Below are 20,435 nucleotides of genomic sequence, written 5' to 3'. Positions count from 1 at the left end.
AGACGAGGTGCGGCCGCTGGAACGGGCGTGGGGACGCACGGAGCGGCGTGCCCGGCAGGCGACGGCGACACCCGACCGAGGAGCACCTGTGACGACCTTCGAAGGACTGCCGGGCGCTGTCGCCGTGTCCCACCTCAGGGTCTACGACTGGCCCACGGAGGACGGCCTGCGCGGTGGGACCCCGCATCTGCACCTGACGTGTTCCGAGGGCTACGTGGTCGTCGGAGGCAGCGGGTCGGTGCAGACCCTCACGGCCTCAGGCTTCCAGGAGACCCCCCTGGCTCCCGGGGCACTCGTGTGGTTCACCCCGGGCACCATCCACCGGCTGGTCAACGAGAACGGGCTGCGCATCGTCGTCCTCATGCAGAACGGCGGGCTGCCGGAAGCGGGTGACGCCGTGCTCACGTTTCCGCCCCGGATCCTCGCGGATGCCGGGCTCTACCGCGCGGCAGCCACCCTTCCCGGCGGCACCGAGCAGGCGCAGGCGTTCGCCGCACGCACCCGCCGCGATCTCGCCGTCCAGGGTTTCCTCGCACTGCGCGGCGCCACGGTGGCGGGCGATCCCGGGCCGCTGGCCGCGTTCCACCGGGCCGCCGCGGAGCTCGTGCGCCCCCGGACCGAGGACTGGCGCGCACGCTGGCAGCAGGGCGCGGAGGCCGCGTCCCGGGCGACCGGCCGGCACCTCGACGCCCTGGCACGCGGCGAGGACGCGCACCTCCGCGATGCCCGGGTGCACGCGGAACAGCCCTCCGCACTCGGGAGGTTCGGTATGTGCGGCCGCCTCGACGTCTACCCGGGATGACCGACTCCGGCAGCGGGGAGCCCGCGTGTGCGGGTCAGCGGCCGGGGGGCGCTGCCGTCGTCGTCCGTGTGCCCCACCCTCCTGCCGTCCGGTGGACCGCCCACACGTCGCACGGACCGTCCGTACACGTCGGCGAAGCTCTCCCCGGACATGGCCCGGTGCCCGGCCCGCCGACAGCGTCCCGCCCGCCCGTCAGCCGGCCGGCGGGGCCGTGCTGCTGCGGACCACCAGGCTCGTCGCCAGGTCGACCCGGGTGGTTGCGGGCTGCCGGCCCCGGCCGAGGTCGAGCACCAGCCGGGCGGCGGTCTCGGCCATCTCTATCAGCGGCTGCCGCACGGTGGTGAGAGGCGGCCCGATCCACCGGGTGAGCGGCAGGTCGTCGAATCCGACCACGCTGAGGTCCTCCGGAATCCGCAGTCCCAGCTCACGCGCCGCCTCGTACACGCCGAGCGCCTGCAGGTCGTTGCCGGCGAAGATCGCGGTGGGAGGGTTCGGAAGGCGCAGCAGCTCCAGGGCCGCCGTGTAGCCGTCCTCGTGGTGGAACTCGCCCTCGCGCACGAGCTCGGGGTCCATCGGAATGCCCGAGGTCTCCAGCGCGGCGCGGTAGCCGTCGATGCGGGCACGGCTGCACATCATGCGGGTCGGCCCGCCGATCACGCCGATCCGGCGGTGTCCCAGACCCGTCAGATGGCGTGTGGCGGCGAGACCGCCCTGCCAGTTGGCCGCGCCGACCGAAGGGATGTCGTCGCCGGGATCGCCCGCCGGGTCCACCACGACGAACGGGATGCTGCGGCTGTTGAGCTGGGCGCGCTGAGCGGCGTCGAGGTCCGAGAGCACCAGGATGACGCCGGCCGGGCGGCGTGCCAGGACGCCGTCCACCCAGGTCTGTCCCGGGGTCAGCCGGCCGGCGCTCTCCGAGAGCACCAGGCTCAGGCCCTCCTCACGGGCGACGTTCTCGACTCCCCGGACGACTTCCATCGCCCAAGCGCTGTCCAGTTCGTGGAAGACCAGGTCGATGAGCTGGGACTGTTGCGAGGCGCCGCGCCTCCGGCGGTAGCCGTGACGCAGCAGCAGTTCCTCCACCCTGGTGCGGGTGCTGGGGGCAACATCGGCTCGCCCGTTCAGCACTTTCGAAACTGTCGGAGCCGAAACTCCGGCCGCTCGGGCGATTTCTGCCAGCGTGGCGGTGCTCTCCGACGACTCGTCGACGGACACCTTCTCCTGTTGGGGCTGGACCTTTGCAGGGCTCATGCACGAATCGTAGCTCCCCGAAGCCCCGAACAGGTGGCCGGGCGGTGTTGGTAAATCCTTAGCCCTACCCTCTTGACGAGCCCGAAACACGACCGTACGGTTCCGGCAACATTCGAAAGGCAAGCCGAAACATTCGACAGAGGGTGCGGTCATGCGGTCGGGTATTTTCACTCAGGGCACACGTACGACGAGATGGGTCGCAGTCGGTGCGGCGATGGCGATGGCCGGTCTCCTGGCCGGTTGCGGTTCGGGAGACAGCGGCAGCGACGGCGGCGGCACCATCACCGCGTACGTCTACGGCGATGACGCGGTCAAGGTACAGCAGGCTGCGGTCGACACGTTCAACAAGACCTCCAAGGTCAAGGTCAAGCTGGTGTCGGTCCCCGGCACCGACTACGTGAACAAGCTCCGCAGCGCCATGGGCTCGCCCAGCGCCCCGGACGTCTTCTTCAACTGGGGCGGCGGTTCCATCAAGCCGTACGTCGACTCCAAGAACCTGGTCGACCTCACCTCGACCGTCAAGAACGACGCCACGCTCAAGGACGGCTTCCTCCCGTCGATCATGACCGCGGGCAGCCTCGACGGGAAGATATACGGGGTGCCGATGCGCGGCATGCAGCCCGTGATGGTCTTCTACAACAAGAGCCTCTTCGCCGAGCACAAGCTCGAGGTCCCCAAGACGTGGGAGGACCTCCAGAAGGCCATCACCACCTTCAAGGCCGCGGGCATCACCCCCTTCGCCCTGGGCGGCTCCGACAAGTGGCCCGAGCTGATGTGGATGGAGTACCTGCTGGACCGGATCGGCGGACCCGAGGTCTTCCAGAAGATCCAGAACGGCGACACCGACGGCTGGGGCGACCCGGCGGTGCTCAAGACGGCACAGACCGTCAAGGAGCTGATCGACGACGGTGCGTTCGGCAAGAACTTCAACTCGGTCGACTACGGCAACGGCGGAGCCCCGACCCTGCTCAACAAGGGCAAGGCCGCCATGCACCTCATGGGCTCGTGGGAGTACTCGACCCAGCTGGGCAAGGCACCCGAATTCGCCAAGAAGGACCTCGGCTGGGCCGCGTTCCCGACCGTGGCGGGCGGTGTGGGTGACCCGGCGAACGTGGTGGGCAACCCGACCAACTACTGGTCCGTCAACGCCCGTACCAAGCACAAGGACGCCGCCATCGCGTTCCTGAAGACGATGGCGTCGAAGAGCTACGCCCAGGCCCTCGTCGACAACGGTGACATCCCCACCACCTCCAACGCGGCCTCGATGCTGAGCACCTCGCCCAACCCCGAGTTCGCCAACGACCAGTACCAGTTGGTCCAGAAGGCTCCGAGCTTCACCCTCTCGTGGGACCAGGCGCTGGAGGCCCAGTACGCCACCCCGCTGCTCACCGAAATCAGCAAGCTGTTCGCCGGCAAGACCACTCCGGAGCAGTTCGTCGAAGCAATGAAGGCCGCACACTGACGATGTCCCACCACACTCCGCATGCGAAGAGGCGCGGAGACAGGAAGGCGGCCGTCGGCAACGTCGGCCGCCCCCCGGTCGCCTGGGCCCTGCCCGGCATCCTCTTCTTCGCCGTCTTCGCGATCATCCCCCTGGCGATCGCCGTCTATCTCTCCTTCTGCGAATGGGACGGGCTCAACTCCCCGACCCTGACGGGCCTGGACAACTGGACCCGGTTGTTCAAGGACTCCGAGTTCGGCCAGGCAGCCTGGCTGAGCCTCCTGCTCACCACGATCAGCTGGGCCTTCCAGACCCCTGTGGCACTGCTGCTGGGCGTCTGGGCGGCGGGACGCCAGCGCAGCCGGGCCGTGCTGTCCGCGATCTTCTTCATTCCGCTGCTGCTCTCCACCACCGCGATCGCCATGCTCTTCCACGCCCTGCTGGACCCCAACTTCGGCGTGATCAAGGAGATCGGCCCCTGGATCGGAATCGATCCCAACATCATGGGGTCGTCCACGGGCGCGCTGCTCACGGTGGCGTTCGTCGGCGGCTGGCAGTTCATGCCCTTCCACACGCTGATCTACCAGGGCGGTGCCCGGCAGATCCCGGAGGTCCTCTACCAGGCGGCCGCCATCGACGGCGCCGGCATGGTGCGGCAGTTCTTCCACATCACCCTGCCGCAGCTGCGCCACACCATGACGACCTCGTCGGTCCTGATGATCGTCGGCTCGCTGACGTACTTCGACACCGTGCTCATCATGACCAAGGGCGGTCCCGGCACGGACACGACGATCCTGCCGTACCTGATGTACCGGACCGGCTTCCAGACGTACGACCTGGGATACGCCGCAGCCATCGCCACCGCACTGGTCGTCGTGGCCACCAGTCTCTCGCTCGTCCTGGTCCGCTTCAGCGGCTTCGGATCGATGCGGTCCACCCGGGAAGGTATGTGACGCGATGTCGATCGACACCCGCCCCGTTGCCCCGCAGCGGATCTCGCCGTCCCTGAAGCGCCATCAGGCATCGGCCCGCCGTCGGAAGCTGCTGGGCAACCCGCTGGCCGGCCTTGGTTCGCTGGTCTGGCTCGTCATCGTCCTGGTGCCGCTCTACACGCTGGTCTCCGCGTCGCTCATGCGGCAGGACGAGGCGCTGAACGGCGACCCGCTGGCGTTCCCGACGGATCCGACGTTCGACAACTACAACACCGTGCTGAACAGCGGGTTCCTCACGCTGCTCGGCAACACCGCGATCGTCGCGGTGTCCACGGTCGCCATCGTGCTGGTGCTGTCCATTCCGGTGGCGTACGTGGCGGTGCGCACCCGCAGCCGTCTCTCCTCGCTGGCGTTCCGCACGTTCCTGCTCGGTGTGGCGATACCGGCGCAGGCGGTGATCGTGCCCCTGTACCTGCTGATCGGCAAGATGGGTCTCTACGACACCCTCTACGCGATCATCCTGCCGACTGCCGCCTTCTCCATGCCGGTTGCCGTCCTGGTGCTCAGCGGCACCATGCGGGACGTCTCGGAGGAGATGTACGAGGCGATGTCCCTCGACGGCGCCTCGCCCGTGCGGATGCTGTGGCAGCTGGCGATCCCGCTCTCCAAGGCCGGCATCAGCACCGTGGCGATCTTCTCCGCGCTGCAGGCGTGGAACGGCTTCCTGTTCCCCCTGATCCTGACGCAGTCGGAGGAGAACCGGGTGCTGACGCTCGGGCTGTTCAACTTCATGACCCAGTTCGGCGTGAACATCCCGGCCGTGCTGGCGGCGATCGTGCTCTCCGTCGTGCCCATTTTCGCCGTGTACCTCGTGGCCCGGCGTGCGCTGGTCAACGGACTGATGGGGGTGGGCGGCAAGTAGCGACACCTCTGCCGCCCCCGCACCACCGCACTCTTGAGAGGAACCCCTGCCGCCATGGCAATCCACCCCCACCCCCAAGCCCGTAAGGCCGACCCGGTACCCGAGGCCGACGGCCCCTGGCGCGACCCGTCGCTCACCCCAGAGGTGCGGGTGGCCGATCTCATCACCCGGATGACCCTCGAGGAGAAGGCCGCACAGCTCTACGGAATCTGGGTGGGCGCCGACGCCGAGGGCGACGGGGTCGCACCCCACCAGAACGACATGGTCGACCCGGTCGACTTCGAGGAGCTCACCACCCGCGGACTCGGCCAGCTCACCCGGCCGTTCGGCACCGCCCCGGTGGACCCGGGTGTCGGCGCCGTCGCGCTGGCGCGGGCGCAGGCACGGATCACCGAGGCCGGCAGGTTCGGCATACCGGCGCTCGCCCACGAGGAGTGCCTCGCCGGCTTCACCGCGTGGGGCGCCACCGCCTATCCCGTGCCGCTGGCCTGGGGTGCGGCCTGGGACCCCGAGCTCGTCGAGGAGATGGCCCGCCTGATCGGCGCCGACATGCGGTCGGTCGGCGTCCACCAGGGGCTCGCTCCCGTCCTGGACGTCGTGCGGGACCTTCGCTGGGGCCGCGTGGAGGAGACCATCGGCGAGGACCCGTACCTGGTCGCGACGATCGGTTCGGCCTACGTCCGGGGCCTCGAGTCCGCCGGGATCGTCGCCACGCTGAAGCACTTCGCGGGCTACTCCGCGTCCGCCGGGGCGCGGAACCTCGCGCCGGTCCGTGCGGGCGGCCGGGAGATGGCCGACGTGATCCTTCCGCCCTTCGAGATGGCGCTCCGCGAGGGCGGAGCCCGCTCGGTGATGCACTCGTACGCCGAGATCGACGGGGTGCCCACCGCCGCGGACCCGACACTGCTCACCGAGCTGCTCAGGGACACCTGGGGGTTCGGCGGGACCGTCGTCGCCGACTACTTCGGCATCGGCTTCCTGGAGACCCTGCACAGGGTCGCCACCGGTCGCGCCGATGCCGCCCGCCTCGCACTCACCGCGGGCGTCGATGTGGAACTGCCCACCGTGCGCAGTTACGGCGACGAGCTCATCGCCGCCGTGCGTGAGGGAGCGGTGGCCGAGGAACTGGTGGACCGGGCTCTGCGCCGTGTCCTGCTGCAGAAGTGCGAGCTCGGGCTGCTCGACCCGCAACGGCCGGTCCTGCCCGCCGCGCTCGACGGGGTGGACCCGGACCGGGCGCGCGGCACCGTGGACCTCGACCCGCCGCGGAACCGGGCCCTGGCCCGGATCCTGGCCGAGCGGTCCTGTGTCCTGCTCGCCAACCCCGGCGATGTGCTGCCGCTCGGCGGCACCGGACGGATCGCGGTCGTGGGGCCGCGCGCCGACGACCCGCTGGCCATGCTCGGCTGCTACTCCTTCCCCAGCCATGTGGGCGTCCTGCATCCCGAGATGCCGATGGGCATCGCCGTTCCGACGGTGCTCGAGTCCCTGCGCGAGGAATTCCCGGATGCCGGGATCGACTTCGCGGAGGGCTGCGACGTCGACGGGGCGGACACCGCCGGAATCGCGCAGGCCGTGGAACTGGCCGCCGGTGCCGATGTCTGCGTGGCCGTGCTCGGCGACCGGGCCGGCCTGTTCGGCCGCGGCACCTCGGGCGAGGGCTGCGACGCGGCCGATCTGTCCCTGCCTGGTATCCAGGCCGAGCTGCTCGACGCGCTGCTGGACACGGGAACCCCGGTGGTCCTCGTGCTGCTGACGGGCCGTACGTACGCGCTCGGCGGCCGGGCCGACCGGCTGGCCGGGTGCGTGCAGGCCTTCTTCCCGGGCGAGGAGGGCGGACCGGCACTGGCGGGCGTGCTGTCGGGGCGGGTCAACCCCTCCGGACGGCTACCCATCGGTGTCCCCAACGGTCCCGGTGGCCAGCCGTGGACCTACCTGCAGCCGCCGCTCGGCCGGGTCAACGGGGTCAGCAACCTGGACCCGACCCCGCTCCACGCGTTCGGTCACGGACTCTCGTACACCTCCTTCGCATGGGAGGCCGGCGCTCCCGTCCCGGCCGAGCTGCCCACCGACGGCGCCACCGACCTCGAGCTCACCGTCCGTAACAGCGGCGAACGCGACGGCGCCGAAGTCGTCCAGCTCTACGTCCACGACCCGGTCGCCCAGACCACCCGCCCCGAGTCGCGGCTGATCGGTTACGCCCGCGTGCCGCTCGCCGCGGGGGAGACCCGGCGGGTCCGCTTCCGCTTCCACGCGGACCTGGTGTCCTTCACCGGGACGGGCGGGCGCCGCATCGTCGAGCCCGGCGACATCGAACTCCGTTTCGCCGCATCCAGTGACCACGCCGACGTCCGGCACACGGTACGCCTGCGCCTCACCGGGCCCGAGCGGACCGTCGATCACCGGCGCCGGCTCGTCTGCACCACGTCGCACGAGCCGGTGGTCCCGGAGAACTGACGGGCAGGGGCAGCGGTTTCCTGCCTGCCCGCTCCGCACGCCCGGGATGTGCGGAGGTGATGTCGAAACTTTCGAAGGCCGCCCCGGGGCCCTCGGCTCACGCCGAGGGCTCCGGACGGGGCGCAACTGCGGAAAGGCGTCTGTCATGCTCAAGGCAACCCGCTCGGTGGCCGCCGCTGTCGCGATCCTCGTCTCCGCCTTCACCCTGCCCAAGGCGTCCGCCGCAACCGACAATGCCGCCTCACGTCATGGGCGGGGGCCCCACGCGGATCCGCAGACGCTCGCCGTCCCCGAGGCCGACGTACGGATGCCGCTGCCCGCCGACAGCACGAGGCTCGAGGCGCGGGCCGAGGGCCACGCCGTCCTCCTGCGCGGCTGCCTGCCCACCCCGCGCTGCAACACCTTCACCGTGTGGGGCTTCAGCGACACGTACTCCTGGGTTCCGCGCACGTTCCCCGGTGACGGGGCGGCCAACATCCTCGACGAGAAGAACACCGCCAAGCCCGCCTACGGCACGCTGCGTCAGACCCTGACGCTCGCCGCCGGCCGGCACTGGACGCACACATGCTGATGGGTACGGAAGAGGCGACGGAATGACCGAAGACCTCCGGATCACCGGAGTGAGAATCACCCCTGTTGCCTTTCGGGACCCGGCTCTGCTGAACGCGGTCGGTGTGCACGAACCCTTCGCGCTGCGGGCGATCGTCGAGGTCGACACGGCCGACGGCCTGGTCGGCCTCGGCGAGACCTACGCGGACGAGGGGCATCTGCACCGGCTGCGGGCAGCCGGGGAGGCCGTCACCGGCATGGACGTGTACGCGCTCGGTGCCATGCACCGCAGAGTGGCCGACGTGCTGGCCGGCGACAGCGGAACCGGCGGATCCGGACTCACCGGAATGATCACCACGAGCAGCGCCGTGGACCGGGTGTTCTCCCCGTTCGAGGTGGCCTGCCTGGACATCCAGGGCAAGGCGGCGGGCCGACCGGTGAGTGACCTTCTCGGCGGTGCGGTACGGGACTCCGTTCCGTTCAGCGCCTATCTCTTCTACAAGTGGGCCGCGCATCCGGGGGCCGATCCGGACAGCTGGGGCGAGGCCCTGGACCCGGACGCGATCGTCGCCCAGGCCCGACGCATGATCACCGAGTACGGCTTCTCGGCGGTCAAGCTGAAGGGCGGGGTGCGGCCGCCCGAGGAGGAGGTCCAGGCGATCCTGGCCCTGCGCGAGGCATTTCCCGCGCTGCCGCTACGGCTCGACCCCAACGCGGCCTGGAGCGTCGCCACTTCGATCGAGGTGGCGCGCCGCCTCGAGGGAGTCCTGGAGTACCTGGAGGACCCGACACCCGACCTCGACGGTATGGCGCGGGTGGCACGGGAGACATCGATCCCCCTCGCCACCAACATGTGCGTCGTCGCCTTCGAGCACCTGGCGCCCGCCGTCGGACAGGGATCGGTCCAGGTGGTGCTCTCCGACCACCACTACTGGGGCGGCCTCCACCGATCCCGTCTGCTGTCGGGGATCTGCGACACCTTCGGCCTGGGCCTGTCGATGCACTCCAACTCGCATCTCGGAATCAGCCTGGCGGCGATGACCCATCTGGCGGCCGCCACACCGAACCTCACCTACGCCTGTGACACCCACTGGCCGTGGAAGACCGAGGAGGTCGTGGTCCCCGGCGCGCTGGCCTTCGCCGACGGGGCCGTGAAGGTCCCCCGGGGGCCGGGACTCGGCATCGAACTCGACCGTGACGCCCTCGCCCGTCTGCACGAGCAGTACATCGCGTGCGGACTGCGCAACCGGGACGACACCGGCTACATGCAGCGGATCGACCCGTACTACGAGAAGAAAACGCCCCGTTGGTGATCCGTCGCGGCCGCCGGCTCCCGGTCGGCCGCGGTGCGATCCGATGCAGATCAAGGAGTTTTCATGGCCCCGCTCGACTGGGCCGCCCTGGGCGGCTATTTCCTGGTGATGCTGCTCATAGGCCTGTGGTCGCACCGCCGCGTAGGCAACGTGAGTGACTACTTCACCGGGGGCGGCCGGATGCCCTGGTGGCTCTCCGGTATCTCCCATCACATGTCCGGCTACAGCGCGGCCGTGTTCGTCGCCTACGCCGCCATCGCGTACAGCTACGGCATCACCGTCTACGTCTGGGCCTTCCTGCCGCTCGCTCTCGGAACCGCCGTGGGCGCCTGGCTGTTCGCACCGCGCTGGCAGCGGCTGAGGCAGCGTTACGCGGTCGCGTCCCCGCTGGAGTACCTGGCCAAGCGGTACAACGTGCCCACGCAGCAGGCGCTCGCCTGGAGCGGCGCCCTGCTCAAGGTGTTCGACGTGGCCGCCAAGTGGGCATCGGTGGCGGTGCTGCTCAACGTGTTCACCGGCATGTCGATGACGGTGGGCATCCTGATCACCGGCATCGTCACCCTGCTCTACTGCACCGTGGGCGGCCTGTGGGCCGACGCGCTCACCGACTTCGGGCAGTTCATCATCCAGGGCGCTGCCGCGCTCGCCATGCTCTGGGTCGTTCTGGACCGGCTGGGCGACGGCGTGGCCGGCCTCGGAACGATCTGGAACAGGCTGCCCGACGGGCACGGGCAGCCGCTCGTCGGCCCGTACACGGCGACCTTCCTCGGCGCCTACGTCGTCGTGAAGCTCTTCGAGTACAACGGCGGCATGTGGAACCTGGCCCAGCGGTACATGGCCACGGACTCCCCGAAGGCCGCACGCCGTTCCGCCGGGCTCTCGGCGCTCCTGTACGTGGTGTGGCCGGCCGTGCTGCTGTTCCCGCCCGTCGCCGCGGCCGTGCTGCTGCCGGGCATCGCCGACCCGGAGAAGGTCTACGCGCTGATGGCGGAGTCGTACCTGCCCGCCGGGCTCGTCGGTCTGACCCTGGCGGGGATGTTCTCCCACACGATGGCGATGGCCTCGTCGGACGCCAACGCGGTCTCCGCGGTCGTCACCCGCGACATCATCCCCGCGGTGGTCCGCCGCGCCAGGGACCTGTCCCCGGCCACCGGACTCCTCGTCGCCCGGGTGTGCACCGTCGTATTCATCACCATCAGCATGATCGTCGCCATCGAGGCGGACCACTTCGGCGGTGTGCTGGGCATCATCGTCGGACTCGTCGCGGCCGTGATGGGCCCCATCTCCATCCCGATGCTGCTGGGGCTGCTGCCGGCGTTCCGCAGGTTCGGGCCCCGCGCGGCCCTGTCCTCCTGGGCGTTGGGGCTGCTGGGCTACGCCCTCGTGAAGTTCGTGCTCGAGAGCACGGACCAGACCCTGGTGATCGTCACCCCGCTGGTCACCTCGCTGGTGGTGTACATCGCCGTCGGTCTGATCAGCCCGGAGCCCGACGACACCGCCGACGCGATCGTGGCGGCCCTGTCACCCGCCTCCGACGGCGACGGCGCAGCGGTGACAGCCACCGCTGCCCAGCCAGCCGCGGCGTCCGGCGCCATCGACTGACGCGCTCCACCCCTTCCACCGAACACATGCCAAGGACTCACACCCGTCCAATTTGTCAAGAGTGTGAACAAAACTGGGAGAGCAGTATGGACCAGCACGTCCCGCACCACAGCAGTCGCCGATCGATCCTGGGGGCCGGCCTGGGGCTGACGGCCCTCGCGGCCACACCTCTCGGGTCCCTGATGGGGATCACGGGCGAGGCGGCAGCGACGACACCGATGTCCGGCGGCCCCGCCCCTCTCCGGCCCACGGACCCCGGTGCCTACATCTCCTTCACCCCGCGCTCCGGCGCCTTCCCGCTGGTGAGGGCCGGCAGGGCGGCCCCGATCGTGGTCAGCGACAGCGACCACGCGGGCGTCGTGCGGGTGGCCGGTGACCTCCGGGCAGACATCGAGCGCGTCACGGGGGTCCGCCCCGTGCTCGCGCACGACACGGCCCCCAGGGGCAGCCGCGAGATCGTCCTCGTGGGAACCCTCGGCCGCAGCCCGCTGATCGACGCTCTGGTCGCCGCGCGCAAGCTGAAGGTCTCCGGGATCGCGGGAAAATGGGAGACCAGCCTTCAGGCCGTGGTGGAGAAGCCGCTGCCGGGCGTGGACCGTGCCTTCGTGATCGCGGGCAGCGACCAGCGCGGCACGATCTTCGGCGCGTACGACGTCTCCCGGGGCATCGGCGTCTCGCCCTGGTACTGGTGGGACGACGTCGCACCCGTACACCGTGACGCGCTGTATGTCCTGCCTGGTCTGCACAGTCAGGGCACCCCGGCCGTGAAGTACCGCGGATTCTTCATCAACGACGAGAACCCGGCGCTCGGGACCTGGGCCCCGGCCTTCTTCGGCCCCGGCAAGGCGCCCGGATTCGAGGGCGGATTCAACGCCGACTTCTACGCCAAGATCTTCGAGGTGATGCTGCGGCTCAAGGCCAACTACCTGTGGCCCGCCGTCTGGGGCCGCGCGTTCGCCGAGGACGACCCGCAGAACCACGCCACCGCGAAGGCGTACGGAGTCGTCATGGGCACCTCGCACGAGGCGCCCATGATGCGGGGGATCGAGGAGTGGAACCGGCACGCCGTCGCGGCCGTGCGCGACAGCGCCGGAAACATCACCAAGCCCGGCCACGACCCCTTCGGCGGCACCGGCGAATGGTCCTTCCGCCGCAACGCCGAGGCCATCAAGGCTTACTGGAGGCAGGGCATCCGCCGCATGGCGGACGAGGACTTCGAGGGCGTGGTCACCCTCGGTATGCGTGGCAACGGCGACGTCAGCCTGCCGGACGGTGACGGCATCGAGCTGATGACGGAGATCATCGCCACCCAGCGCCAGATCCTCGCCGAGGAACTCGGCTCCGACGCCGACGTGCCGCAGGTATGGACGCTCTACAAGGAGGTCCAGCGCTACTGGGACCGCGGGCTGCGGGTCCCCGACGACGTCACCGTCGTCCTCACCGACGACAACTGGTCCAACGTCCGCAAGCTGCCCGACCTGGAGAACGACGACCGCAGCGGTGGGTACGGCCTCTACTACCACTTCGACTACGTCGGGGTGGGACGCAACTACAAGTGGGTCGACACCGCCTCGCTCCCCAACATGTGGGACCAGCTGCACCAGAGCGCGGCCTACGGCAACCACGGCCTGTGGATCACCAACGTCGGAGACCTCAAGGGCAACGAACTGCCCACGCAGTTCTTCCTGGAGTACGCCTGGGACCCCGACCGCTGGACCCTGGACCGGATCCCGGAGTGGGAGGAGCAGTACGCCCGGCAGAACTTCGGCGAGAAGCAGGCCGAGGATGTGGCCTCCGTCCTGCGTACCTACGCCCAGCTGCAGTCCCGCCGCAAGCCCGAGCTGCTCAACCGGAGGATCACCCTCGACCCCGCCAAGGACCCGGCGAAGGACTCGTCCGCCATCGTCTACGACGACCGGGCGACACCCTTCAGCCTGACCGACTACCGCGAGCTGGAGCGGGTCACCGAGGACTGGCAGCGTCTGGACACCGCGGCGGCGCGCATCGGGCGCAAGCTCCCCGCCTCGGCCCAGGACGCCTGGTACCAGCTGGTCGGCTACGAGGTCAGGGCGACCGCCAACCTGTACGCGCTGCGTGAGGCCGAGTTCACCAACCTCCACTACGCGCCCCAGGGCAGGGCCCTCACCAACCAGCTCGCGGCCACCGCCGAGGCCAGGCTCGCCGACGACTTCGCGCTGGCGCGCCGCTTCAACACCGAGGTGGCCGACGGGAAGTGGGAGGGCTTCCAGTCCCAGCCGCACATCGGTTACGGCGATGTGGACCGCTACGGCCCCAACGCTCCCTGGCAGCAGCCCGAGCTCAACAACGTGGCGATCGCCGACGAGATCTTCCCCGCCGTGCGCCGCATCGAACTCCCGCGCACGGCCGATATGGGGGTGGCCATCGACGGCTCGGCCGCCTGGTGGCCGGCCGCGGGGCAGGACGGTGCCGAGCCCGTGCTGCCGGTCTTCAGCCCGTACCAGAGCCAGCCGGCCCAGTACGTGGAGGTGTTCAACCGTGGCTCCGAACCCTTCGACTACCGCATCCGCACGGGCGCGTCGTGGCTGGTCGCCGACCGGACGCGGGGTCGCGTGGACGCCCAGACCCGGGTCACCTTCAGGGTCGACTGGTCACGGGCACCCGAGGGCGTCACCCGGGTTCCGGTCACCGTGTCCGGCCCCGGTGACAGCGAGGTGGTCGTCCAGGCCGTGATCGACCGCCCCCGGGCGCGGCGCGCACAGCTCTCCGGCTTCGTCGAGGCCAACGGTTACGTCTCCATCGAGGCGGACCACTTCCACCGGGCGCTGGGCCGCGACGGCATCTCCTGGCAGCGCATCCCCGGCATCGGCCGCACCGGTTCGGGCATGGAGCCCTTCCCGGTCACGGCCGCACGCCAGACGCCGGGCGGGAAGGGGCCGAGGCTGGAGTACCAGGTCAGCCTGTTCACCACCGGGCCGGTCACGGTCTGGGCGTACCTGTCGCCCCGGAACAACGCACGGGCGGCCGACGGGCTCACGTACGCCGTCTCCTTCGACGACGACGCCCCGCAGTCCGTCAACGTCACCGCGGTCACCGGCGCCGACGACGGCACCATGAACCCGCAGTGGGCCCGTAACACCTCGGACAACGTCAACCGCACCAGCACCGCACACCACATCGGCCGGGCCGGCGTCCATGTGCTGAAATTCTGGATGGTCGACCCGACGGTGGTGCTGCAGAACCTGGTGGTGGACACCGGCGGCCTCAAGCCCAGCTATCTGGGCCCGCCGGAGAGTCTCCGGCTGAGCTGACCGGAGCGGGACGAGGAGGCGCGACAGGCATGAGCATCGAGATCGAGGACACCGAGGGACGCGGTGCGGCGCTGGAGGTGACCCCCGGCCCGGCCGAGGGCGCCCCCAGGGTCGGAATCCTGATCGAGGGCCCGTCCGCCGGCGCCTCCTGGTCCTGCTCCCCGGCCGCGGCCAGGGAACTGGCCGCGGCGCTCGTCGGGGCGGCCGAGGAAGCGGAGAACGCGCGTCTGTCGGATCCGGTCACCGTCAAGGCCCGCGAGCTGCTCCGCGGCGACGTACGCGACGGCGACCGGGCCATGACGGTGGAGGGCGTCAGGGTGGACGGGGCGAACGTCCAGGTGACCTGGACGTCGGGCGGCGGACGCAGCTGGAGCCAGATGTACGCGGCCGAGGCCGACATCAGGCTCAGGCGGCGGCGGCCGGGGAGGTGAAGGGCGGACGGGGCCGGTTGTACGAGAGGCTTCGTAATTCGACGATTCACGTAGTACGGTAAATCTCGTAGTACGGTGAATCTCGTACAAGGCGTGTTCGGCATGTCCATCCGCCTAGGTCCACCCGCCTGTCCTGCCCGTCGCATCGTCGCATCCAGAGGAAGCGGAGTCTCCCGTGAGCGCACTCTTCGAGCCCTACACCCTGCGGTCGCTGTCCATTCCCAACCGCATCTGGATGGCCCCGATGTGCCAGTACAGCGCGGAGACGTCCGGGCCGGACACGGGCGCGGCGAACGACTGGCACTTCGCCCACTACGCCTCCCGCGCGACGGGCGGCACGGGGCTGATCCTGGTGGAGGCCACGGCTGTCAGCCCGGAGGGCCGGATCAGCCCCGCCGACCTCGGCATCTGGAACGACCGGCAGGCGGACGCGCTCCGCCGCATCACCGACTTCCTCACGCGGCACGGAACCGTGCCCGGCATCCAGCTCGCCCATGCCAACTGACGTGACTACCATGTGACCCATGACTCCGCCAGCGCCACGGCGCCACGCGACAACTGACGCCGCACTACGCGTCGTTGGAGCCCTCCGCATCAGCCGCTACACCGACGCGTCGACGTCCCCGGAGGTGCAAAGGGAGACAGTCGAAGCCACCGGCACCCGGATGGGCGGGACCTTCGTCGGATGGGCCAGTGACCTGGACGTGTCCGCGCTCAAGACAACACCGTGGGAGCGCGAGGAGCTTCGATATTGGCTGGATCGCCCTGACGAGTGGGACGTCATGATCTGGCAGCGCATGGACCGCGCAGTGCGTTCCATGGCTGACATGGCGGACCTAGGGCGCTACGCGAAGCAGCACGGAAAGCGCCTCGTGTTCGCCAGCGGACCCGGCGGGGACAAGTTGGAGCTGGACTTCAGCTCACCCATGTCAGAGCTCATCATGCTCATTCTGGCCTTCGCCGCACAGCTCGAAGGCCAGACCATCATGGAGCGGAATCAGGGGGCCGCCGCTCACCTTCAGTCGCTCGGCCGCTGGCCCGGGGGAGTCGTCCCGTACGGCTACAAGCCGGGCCGGCGCGTGTTCGCCGACGACAACGAGGGATGGTGGCTCTTCGCGCACGAGGACAAGAAGGACCCCACCAAGTCCACCGCGGATATCCGTCGATCCATGGTTGCTCGCGCCATTGCTGGCCGGAGCTACAGTGAGATCCTTCGGTGGCTAGAGACCATGGACGCCGTAACGCCGAAGAATCACCGGGGAATGCTCGCTACTCCGCCGCGGGATCCGGACTCGGAAAGCACCTGGCAGCTGACAGTGGTCCGGGACATGCTCCTTTCGCCCGTCATGCGCGGCCACCTCGTCAAGAAAGACGGCACAGTCGTCCGAACTTCCGACGGTTCTCCGGTGCTCCAGGGCGAACCCCTTATCGACGACGACACCTGGCATAAGCTCCAGGACGCGCTAAAGGTGCTCGCAACGGGCAGCACAGGGCCTCGTCGAAAGGACGGGCACCCCTTGCTCGGTGTCCTTATGTGCGGCACCTGTGAGCAAAACATGTTCGTCAACTGGTACCGCGAGAAGAAGGGCCACGAGGCGGGCGTGAAGAAGGAGGTGTTCCGGTGCTTCGGAAAGCTCCACAAGGCGGGCGAAGTGAAGTTGAGTATCCAGTCACCGGGCGTCCTGGAGTACGCAGAGACGCAATTTCTGGCGCACATGGGTCCCTTCCGTCGAACGCAGGCGGTCCGCGTCCCGGGCGTCGACCACCGGGCGGAGATTGCAGACCTGACGGCCGACGTAGAAGAGCTGTCGACGAGGCTGGGGCAACTCCGCGGGCCGGCAGCTGACGCCGTCATGGCGCAGCTTCAGGCCCGCTCCGACCGCTTGGAGGAACTGCGGGCCGTCCCTGTCGTCCCCGCGCGGGAGGAGGTCGTGGAGCTTGACACCACGTGGGCTGACGACTGGCACGCGACGAGTGACCCACTCATGCACCGCAGGATGCTTTTGGAGGCCGGAGTGCGGATCACTGTGCGCGCACCTGAGCGATGGAGAGCGCCGGTTGAGGAGCGACTGACGTTCGAAATCGGGACGCACGTCGATCCAGAGCAAGACGCGCTTGATGACGTGGCGTATCAGGAGAGCCTTTAGGGTCGCGCGACGCCCGATAGACCCCGGACAGCCGAGAGCCCCCGTCAGCAACTGGCGGGGGCTCTCGTCGTGCTCGGCCTACTCAGCCGGCGGAGGCGTGGACCACGGACCGGCTGGAGGTCGCTCAGGAAGCTTCGCGTCGGGCCTTCGGCAGTAGTAGGCGACGAAGCGTCGGAGGACGTCAGAGCGGTCAGTGCCGTCGGGTGTCGCCTCCCCGAAGGCGCCCCACAGTTCGGCGTCGATGCGGAAGCGGCTTGCTGGCGTCTTCGGTTGGTTCGGCATGTGACGACACTAGCAGAGGTGTGGACACACCTCACGGCTTGTGCGTAAGGTGTGGACACACCCCGGGGAACCTTCCCGGAAACAGCGCAACCCCGCGTCGACTTGGCAGAAGGAGCGGGGTTGCGGACTCCCCTGAAGGAGCACGCCACGATGTTCTCACGAAACCTCACCCCCGCGCAGCGTGACGGCCTGGCATGCGTCACCTGCCACGGCGACGACGCCCCGATGATCCCCGTTGGCACTTTCGACGGATGCCAGGTGTTCGCCTGTGCCGCTACGTGCACCGCTCAGGGGGCGGAGGAGCCGCCCACCGTCGACTGCTCGCACTGCGGTGAGCCGTCCCTCTTCGACGAGTTGGCGCTCGTGGAGAGCGCGGGAGACTGGTACGCGGCTCACTGGGGCTGCGTCAACGAGGCTCGCGCCCACGGCTACGTCGTTGTGGCTGTCTGACGATCACTGCGCGTGACGACTGCCCCGCCCTGGATCTCTGGGAGCGGGGCATCGTCGCGTTCCGGGGCCGGCGCCTCGTCGACGCCCTCCACACCCTTTGCGAGGCGGCTGGACAAACCTTTGACACTACCGGCGGGTAATGATGCGGCGTTACCCCCGCGCGAAAAGCGGTCCCAATTTGACCTGTGCCCGCTCTGCCCCCTTTTGCGCCCCGATTTCGTCGCCAGATTGGCCAATTGGACAGACTGGACCCTATTTCTACTTCTCTCTAACGCGCGTTAAGGAGAAAGGAAAGTAGGGGTCTAGTTTGCATTTTTGGCCAAACTGGCCGCGGAGGTGCCGGAGGCCCTCTTTCGGCGTCGAAGGGCGAGCGCGGAGGGCGTGGGGGCGGCATCGACGTCTAGAGCGCGCCTGTGCGCCTCCGTGAGCGCCTGGGTGCCGCTCTCCGGCACTCGGAGGCCCTGGAGGCGCCAAAGGCCCTCAGGTGGGCGCGCAGGGCCTTCATGTGGTCGCGTCGTCGGCTGAGCGGCGGAGGCGGGCGACGGCTACGCAGAGTGTGCATTCCTCGTTGCCGGCACCACGTATCTCGCTATGTGGGACATTTGGCAAAGCGTAGGTAAAGGATTCGGGGCCTAACGTCACATCTGGGCATTCCCGCCCCATAACGAAGCCGTAGAGGGGTTTACTCGCGCGCGTGCGCGACCCCGTAGACCGCGGGACCGGCCACGACCTATAGCGGCGTGCCGTCTCGCGAGCAACTGCGCTCCCCGCACCTCTCCGGGCGAGCGCATGGCTCCGGCGTTGAGCCGTCGACGTTGACCGCGGACTCTCCTCCTGCGCGTTCCGTCGACGTGCTCCGCCGGAGCCTCAGACTTCAGCCGTCCTTCGGGACGGCTTTTCATTTGGCGTCATTGGCAGAACGAAGGGTCGCCAGACCGACAGAACCCCAAGGAGATAGACCGTGCACCGATTCAGCGACGTCCCGGACCGACCTACCCGGCAGTGCCCCGCGTGCTTCCGCACTCTCGTCGTCGACGAAGCCAACTTCCACAAGGACAGCCTGTGTGCCGACGGCTTCACCAGGAAGTGCGCCGACTGCCGGAACGAGGCGGCAAGGGTCGCCTACCGGCTGGAGGCGCCGGAGCGCGCCAGGCGCATCCGTGAGCGACGCGCAGAGCGGCGCACGTACTTCGAGTCGACGGGCCGCTACGAGGCCGCCTGACGACCACACAGAGCTTTCATCCCACGGGCCTTTGCCGACACGGCGGGGCCCGTTCGTCGAACCTGAGAGGAAAACATGAACGCACAGCTTGAAGCCGCCCACGCGGCTGTCCCGGAGATCGCGGAGTTCCACGAGCGCAAGGCGCGCGTTGAAGAACTCTTCCGTTCACTCCCTGCCGTCGACGCCCCGGAGGTCGAAGCCCAGCGCGTTGCCGACGAGGCGGTAGCGGAGTTCCTGGACACCGGCGCCTGGCCGTCCGACGTCGAAGAGCGCGCACAGGCTGCGTATACGGCCGCTGTTGGCGCTCACGCCGTACGGAGCCGGCTTGCCGCCGTGCACCGCGAGTACACCGGAGCAGCCACTCTCACGATGCTTCGTGAGCTGAATCGGACGGAGATCCTTGCCGCACTCGGAGTACAGCTTGCCGACCTCCTGACGGACGCCAGGAAGCACACGCCGGCGCTCGGCTCGGTCCGCACGGCCGACGAGGCGCTGACCGCAGGCGGGGACGTGGCGGAGGCGTACACCGCGCTGCGTGCCCTCCTGCCGGTCCTGAAGAACATCAGGGCCGCGCAATGGGAAGCGCTGCGTCAGGGAGAGCTGTCCGGCCCGTCAAGTCTGTTCCAGCGGGCAAAGGACAGTGGCTTCGGTGACGTCCAGGGCATCAGCGACGAGACCCCCCGGGGTCAGTTCACCGCGATGCAGAACCGGCGGTACACCCTCGATCACCTCGTCTGGCTCGCGCAGATGAACGGCGTTGCGTACGTCCCGGAGAGCGTTGAAGACGTGCTCGCCGCACAGGACGCCTACCTGACGCGCCACAGCGTTTCCGCCGCCCTGCCGGTCAAGGACTTCTCCCCGACAGTCGTCGTTACCCCACCTGCCCCACAGCCGAAGCCCCGACCGGTCCACGGGCTTAAGCCCGCGCCGGCGGACATCGCGCTCAACATCAACTGAGAGGTACCAACATGCCCGAAGAGAACACCCCGGAGCCCCTGACGGGCCCCGTGCTCGAACTTGCAAAGCTCCGTGCCGGCCTGGCCGCCGGCCTGACGGTGGAGCAGTCGCAGAGACTCCAGGGGGCGGACGAGACCGCACTCACCGCGGATGCGACGTCGTTTGCCGCGGAACTGAATCCGACACCGCAGGGCCCCCGCTCGGGCGGTGACCGTGGCCCCGACGCCGGAAGCGGCACGGGCCGGGGCACTGTCGGCGCCGGCGTTGCGGCGTACCGCGCGAAGCACGGCCTGGACGAGAACGGCAACCGTCCGGCGCCCAAGCCCCTGCCAACCGGCGGACGGAACCCGTTCGTCGAACCTTCCTACACCCGGAGCTGACCCATGA

The 20,435-nt window shown here is 69.2% G+C and carries 16 protein-coding genes and 1 pseudogene; 16 read left to right on the top strand and 1 reads right to left on the bottom strand.

Going from position 1 to position 20,435, the window contains the following annotated elements:
- The first annotated feature begins 88 nt into the window (after positions 1–88).
- Positions 89–802 carry a cupin domain-containing protein gene (locus ACFW9O_RS18375; RefSeq protein WP_384610523.1) on the top strand — a complete coding sequence of 238 codons (714 nt, stop codon included), beginning with the start codon at positions 89–91 and terminating at the stop codon, positions 800–802.
- Between the two features lie 192 nt (positions 803–994).
- Here ACFW9O_RS18375 and ACFW9O_RS18370 read toward each other — a convergent pair whose 3' ends face one another.
- Positions 995–2,053, bottom strand: a complete 1,059-nt coding sequence (locus ACFW9O_RS18370) for a LacI family DNA-binding transcriptional regulator (RefSeq protein ID WP_351178486.1) — start codon at positions 2,051–2,053, stop codon at positions 995–997.
- Between the two features lie 214 nt (positions 2,054–2,267).
- Between ACFW9O_RS18370 and ACFW9O_RS18365 the strand changes: the two genes are divergently transcribed.
- The 15 genes and pseudogenes from ACFW9O_RS18365 (at position 2,268) to ACFW9O_RS18295 (ending at position 20,428) form a co-directional block, all read left to right on the top strand.
- The gene (locus ACFW9O_RS18365) at positions 2,268–3,515 is read left to right on the top strand and encodes an extracellular solute-binding protein (RefSeq protein WP_384610823.1); all 1,248 of its coding nucleotides are present in this window, start codon (positions 2,268–2,270) and stop codon (positions 3,513–3,515) included.
- A 2-nt stretch (positions 3,516–3,517) separates the two neighbouring features.
- Entirely contained in the window at positions 3,518–4,447 is a 930-nt protein-coding gene (locus ACFW9O_RS18360) for a carbohydrate ABC transporter permease (protein ID WP_384610521.1), read from the top strand.
- Between the two features lie 4 nt (positions 4,448–4,451).
- Positions 4,452–5,348 carry a carbohydrate ABC transporter permease gene (locus ACFW9O_RS18355; RefSeq protein WP_351178492.1) on the top strand — a complete coding sequence of 299 codons (897 nt, stop codon included), beginning with the start codon at positions 4,452–4,454 and terminating at the stop codon, positions 5,346–5,348.
- Between the two features lie 54 nt (positions 5,349–5,402).
- Complete coding sequence (locus tag ACFW9O_RS18350; RefSeq protein WP_384610519.1) at positions 5,403–7,805, top strand: glycoside hydrolase family 3 N-terminal domain-containing protein; 2,403 nt, start codon at positions 5,403–5,405, stop codon at positions 7,803–7,805.
- A gap of 145 nt (positions 7,806–7,950) precedes the next feature.
- Positions 7,951–8,376 (top strand): endo-1,4-beta-xylanase, encoded by a 426-nt coding sequence (locus ACFW9O_RS18345; RefSeq protein ID WP_384610517.1) that lies wholly within the window; start codon positions 7,951–7,953, stop codon positions 8,374–8,376.
- Between the two features lie 22 nt (positions 8,377–8,398).
- Entirely contained in the window at positions 8,399–9,667 is a 1,269-nt protein-coding gene (locus ACFW9O_RS18340; RefSeq protein WP_384610516.1) for a glucarate dehydratase family protein, read from the top strand.
- A 63-nt stretch (positions 9,668–9,730) separates the two neighbouring features.
- Complete coding sequence (locus ACFW9O_RS18335) at positions 9,731–11,269, top strand: sodium:solute symporter family protein (RefSeq protein WP_384610515.1); 1,539 nt, start codon at positions 9,731–9,733, stop codon at positions 11,267–11,269.
- Positions 11,270–11,355: 86 nt separating this feature from the next.
- A complete protein-coding gene (locus ACFW9O_RS18330) occupies positions 11,356–14,559 on the top strand; it encodes a glycosyl hydrolase 115 family protein (protein WP_384610513.1) in 3,204 nt (1,067 codons plus the stop codon).
- A 29-nt stretch (positions 14,560–14,588) separates the two neighbouring features.
- Positions 14,589–14,990 (top strand): hypothetical protein, encoded by a 402-nt coding sequence (locus ACFW9O_RS18325; RefSeq protein ID WP_384610511.1) that lies wholly within the window; start codon positions 14,589–14,591, stop codon positions 14,988–14,990.
- A gap of 175 nt (positions 14,991–15,165) precedes the next feature.
- A pseudogene (locus tag ACFW9O_RS18320) lies at positions 15,166–15,489 on the top strand (NADH:flavin oxidoreductase/NADH oxidase); the annotation flags it as partial.
- Between the two features lie 25 nt (positions 15,490–15,514).
- A complete protein-coding gene (locus ACFW9O_RS18315) occupies positions 15,515–17,137 on the top strand; it encodes a recombinase family protein (protein ID WP_384610509.1) in 1,623 nt (540 codons plus the stop codon).
- A gap of 432 nt (positions 17,138–17,569) precedes the next feature.
- A complete protein-coding gene (locus ACFW9O_RS18310; protein ID WP_384610508.1) occupies positions 17,570–17,869 on the top strand; it encodes a hypothetical protein in 300 nt (99 codons plus the stop codon).
- Positions 17,870–18,830: 961 nt separating this feature from the next.
- The gene (locus ACFW9O_RS18305; protein ID WP_384610506.1) at positions 18,831–19,091 is read left to right on the top strand and encodes a hypothetical protein; all 261 of its coding nucleotides are present in this window, start codon (positions 18,831–18,833) and stop codon (positions 19,089–19,091) included.
- Positions 19,092–19,166: 75 nt separating this feature from the next.
- Positions 19,167–20,048 (top strand): hypothetical protein, encoded by an 882-nt coding sequence (locus ACFW9O_RS18300; RefSeq protein WP_384610504.1) that lies wholly within the window; start codon positions 19,167–19,169, stop codon positions 20,046–20,048.
- Positions 20,049–20,059: 11 nt separating this feature from the next.
- Entirely contained in the window at positions 20,060–20,428 is a 369-nt protein-coding gene (locus ACFW9O_RS18295; protein WP_384610502.1) for a hypothetical protein, read from the top strand.
- Positions 20,429–20,435 lie beyond the last annotated feature (7 nt).

Origin of the sequence: Streptomyces sp. NPDC059499 (genome assembly GCF_042749285.1) — a bacterium.
GTDB lineage: Bacteria > Actinomycetota > Actinomycetes > Streptomycetales > Streptomycetaceae > Streptomyces.
Note: the sequence above shows the minus strand (reverse complement) of the source record. Positions and strands in the feature narration are given on the sequence as shown.

What these genes read in the sequence shown, in the direction of transcription:
- ACFW9O_RS18345 (WP_384610517.1), top strand. Translation starts at nt 7,951, where the DNA reads ATGCTCAAGGCAACCCGCTCGGTGGCCGCCGCTGTCGCGATCCTCGTC.
- ACFW9O_RS18370 (WP_351178486.1), bottom strand. Translation starts at nt 2,053, where the DNA reads ATGAGCCCTGCAAAGGTCCAGCCCCAACAGGAGAAGGTGTCCGTCGAC.
- ACFW9O_RS18330 (WP_384610513.1), top strand. Translation starts at nt 11,356, where the DNA reads ATGGACCAGCACGTCCCGCACCACAGCAGTCGCCGATCGATCCTGGGG.
- ACFW9O_RS18310 (WP_384610508.1), top strand. Translation starts at nt 17,570, where the DNA reads ATGTTCTCACGAAACCTCACCCCCGCGCAGCGTGACGGCCTGGCATGC.
- ACFW9O_RS18335 (WP_384610515.1), top strand. Translation starts at nt 9,731, where the DNA reads ATGGCCCCGCTCGACTGGGCCGCCCTGGGCGGCTATTTCCTGGTGATG.
- ACFW9O_RS18350 (WP_384610519.1), top strand. Translation starts at nt 5,403, where the DNA reads ATGGCAATCCACCCCCACCCCCAAGCCCGTAAGGCCGACCCGGTACCC.
- ACFW9O_RS18355 (WP_351178492.1), top strand. Translation starts at nt 4,452, where the DNA reads ATGTCGATCGACACCCGCCCCGTTGCCCCGCAGCGGATCTCGCCGTCC.
- ACFW9O_RS18360 (WP_384610521.1), top strand. Translation starts at nt 3,518, where the DNA reads ATGTCCCACCACACTCCGCATGCGAAGAGGCGCGGAGACAGGAAGGCG.
- ACFW9O_RS18295 (WP_384610502.1), top strand. Translation starts at nt 20,060, where the DNA reads ATGCCCGAAGAGAACACCCCGGAGCCCCTGACGGGCCCCGTGCTCGAA.
- ACFW9O_RS18300 (WP_384610504.1), top strand. Translation starts at nt 19,167, where the DNA reads ATGAACGCACAGCTTGAAGCCGCCCACGCGGCTGTCCCGGAGATCGCG.
- ACFW9O_RS18365 (WP_384610823.1), top strand. Translation starts at nt 2,268, where the DNA reads ATGGCGATGGCCGGTCTCCTGGCCGGTTGCGGTTCGGGAGACAGCGGC.
- ACFW9O_RS18325 (WP_384610511.1), top strand. Translation starts at nt 14,589, where the DNA reads ATGAGCATCGAGATCGAGGACACCGAGGGACGCGGTGCGGCGCTGGAG.
- ACFW9O_RS18315 (WP_384610509.1), top strand. Translation starts at nt 15,515, where the DNA reads ATGACTCCGCCAGCGCCACGGCGCCACGCGACAACTGACGCCGCACTA.
- ACFW9O_RS18340 (WP_384610516.1), top strand. Translation starts at nt 8,399, where the DNA reads ATGACCGAAGACCTCCGGATCACCGGAGTGAGAATCACCCCTGTTGCC.